Here is a 2,235-nt window from a genome sequence, read left to right as displayed (position 1 = left end):
GGCCGGCGGCGTCGAAGGCCTGGGCCTCGGTGAGGTTGATCTCGTCGGCCTGGCGCGTGACCTGCTCCATGTAGTCGCGGCCGATGTCGGTCATGAACAAGGCCATCGCATTGCTGCGGTCGCCGGTGTCGAACAGCCGCACGACTTCCTGCGTCTCTGAGACCTTGCGCGCGGCCACGTCGGCCACCTTCAGCAGCGTGTCGCGCTGCGCCGGGCGCTTGTCGGCCAGCGTGCGCACGTCGGTGATGGCGCCGTTCAGGTCGTCCAGCGTGCTGTCATACGGCTGGCGGTAGGCGGTGCGGCCGGTCAGCAGGTAGCCGCGCTGCGAGGACTCGACGACCAGCAGCAGGCGGCGCAGCCGGCCCACCACATTGCGCGTCTCCAGCGCCTTCTCGCGCTCGGCGTTGTACGAGGCCACGCTGTGCACGCCCATCTCGTTGACCAGCAGCACCAGCAGCGCCAGGGCCACCGCGAGCGGGCCGATCAAGCTGGCGAACGGGATGCTGGTCAATCCCCTTGTCACGCTGCGCATCGCAACCCCTTACACTGCAAGCTGGGTATCTTGGCCCGCCGGAGAAAAACATGATTCGCATTGGCATCGTTGACGATCACGCCATTGTTCGGGCGGGGCTGCGCCAGTTCCTCACCGAGCAAGTGGACTTCCGCGTGACGGCCGAGGCGGTCAACGGCAAGGAAGCGCTGGAGATCGCCCGCGGCGACGAGGTCGACGTGCTGCTGATGGACATCTCGATGCCCGACCAGAGCGGCGTCGATGCGCTGGTCGCCATCAAGGCCCGCCGCCCCGAGCTGCCGGTGCTGATCCTCAGCGGCTTCCCCGAAGCCCACTACGCCACCACGCTGCTGCGCCAGGGCGCCAGCGGCTACCTGAACAAGGAATGCGACCCGGAGGAGATCGCCACCGCGATCCGCACCGTCTCGCGTGGCCGGCGCTACATCACGCCCAGCGTGGCCGAGATGCTGGCCGACAACATCACCGGCAACCTCGACCGGCTGCCGCACGAAGCGCTCAGCGAGCGCGAGCTGCAGGTCTTCCTGCGTCTGGCCAAGGGCGAGACGGTGAGCCACATTGCCGACAGCATGTTCCTCAGCGTCAAGACCGTCAGCACCTACCGCGCGCGGGTCATGGAAAAGCTTTCGCTGTCGACCAACAGCGAGCTGACCTACTACGCACTGAAAAACGGCCTCATTCAATAAGGTCGCCGCCCGCGACAACCTCATTGCAAGCCCGCGGCGCTCTGGCCGCCGGTTGAATCGCCCCCGGCACCCTGGCCGGCGAGTTCGATGCAGTAGTCGATCAGCAGTTCGATCTCGCTGGACTTGTCGAACACCCGGTCTGCGCCCAGTGAGGCGCATTGGCTGCGCACGCTGGGCGTGGCGAAATTCGTCAGCACCACGCGCGCCGCCAGGTGCTCGTCTTCCTTCAGCGCCCGCAGCACATCCATTCCTGAGCCCTTTTTCAGGAAGATGTCGACGATCACCAGATCGCAATCGTGCACCTCCCGCACCAGCCACTGCGTGGCCGATTGCGCATCTTCCGCCGCACCCACGACCGTCACCGGCGCCATTTCCTCCAGCGCGGCAACCAGGTTGCCGCGAATGATGGGGCTGTCCTCGACGACAAAGATCTTGAGTTTGGGCATCAGCGGATGCGCCCGACGCTGTCGTCGGCGACGAGCACGCAACAAAGGACCGAGTGTAGAGGTGGGGTCTGACTGGACTTGTAGGAAGAGTCTTATTTTGCCGGCTGCGTCGGCCTGATCCCACAGGGGCTCGCGGCCCACACCGACCCTCGCGAACCCGCTCACGGCCCACCATCAGGGCTCATCGGCGCGCATCTTCCATCGTCATCTGATCGTCCTGCACGCCGCCCCGACATGCCGCCTTTGAGCGGCCCGCCAGGAAGCTTGCATGACCTCCCATTCCAACGCGCCCGATTCCGACCGCAGCACGCAGGCGCTGCGACAGGCGCTGGACATGGCCTTCGACATCCGCTTCGCGATGGTCTCCATCCCGGGCGCACGCGTGGTGCCGCGCCCGATGCTCACCCAGCGCCTGGACGACGAGGACAGGCTGTGGTTCTTCGCCCCCGCCGCCAGCGAGCTGGTGCGCGCACTGCCGGGCGAGCATCGCCTGCTGCTGACCTATGCCGACCCCGGCGCCCAGCGCTACGTGAGCGTCGAAGGTGGCGGCGTGGTGCTGCGCGACGAAGCGCTG

Annotated in this window: 4 protein-coding genes; 2 read left to right on the top strand and 2 right to left on the bottom strand. The window is 66.6% G+C overall.

From position 1 onward, the window contains the following. Nucleotides 1-532, bottom strand: a 532-nt coding sequence (locus tag FKP22_RS27870) for a CHASE3 domain-containing protein (RefSeq protein WP_141291276.1), incomplete at its 3' end; no start/stop codon positions are given. Between the two features lie 50 nt (nt 533-582). On the opposite strand from FKP22_RS27870, the gene FKP22_RS27865 reads away from it, so the two are divergent. Further along, nucleotides 583-1,215, top strand: coding sequence for a response regulator (locus FKP22_RS27865; RefSeq protein WP_141291274.1), 633 nt, complete (start codon nt 583-585; stop codon nt 1,213-1,215). 20 nt (nt 1,216-1,235) lie between these two features. Here FKP22_RS27865 and FKP22_RS27860 read toward each other — a convergent pair whose 3' ends face one another. Next, on the bottom strand, nt 1,236-1,661 hold the full coding sequence (locus tag FKP22_RS27860; protein WP_141291272.1) for a response regulator: 426 nt from the start codon (nt 1,659-1,661) through the stop codon (nt 1,236-1,238). Between the two features lie 268 nt (nt 1,662-1,929). On the opposite strand from FKP22_RS27860, the gene FKP22_RS27855 reads away from it, so the two are divergent. Then, on the top strand, nt 1,930-2,235 hold a 306-nt coding region (locus FKP22_RS27855), incomplete at its 3' end, for a pyridoxamine 5'-phosphate oxidase family protein (protein WP_170201134.1).

This window comes from Ideonella azotifigens, from assembly GCF_006519715.1.
Lineage (GTDB): Bacteria > Pseudomonadota > Gammaproteobacteria > Burkholderiales > Burkholderiaceae_C > Ideonella > Ideonella azotifigens.
Note: the sequence above shows the minus strand (reverse complement) of the source record. Positions and strands in the feature narration are given on the sequence as shown.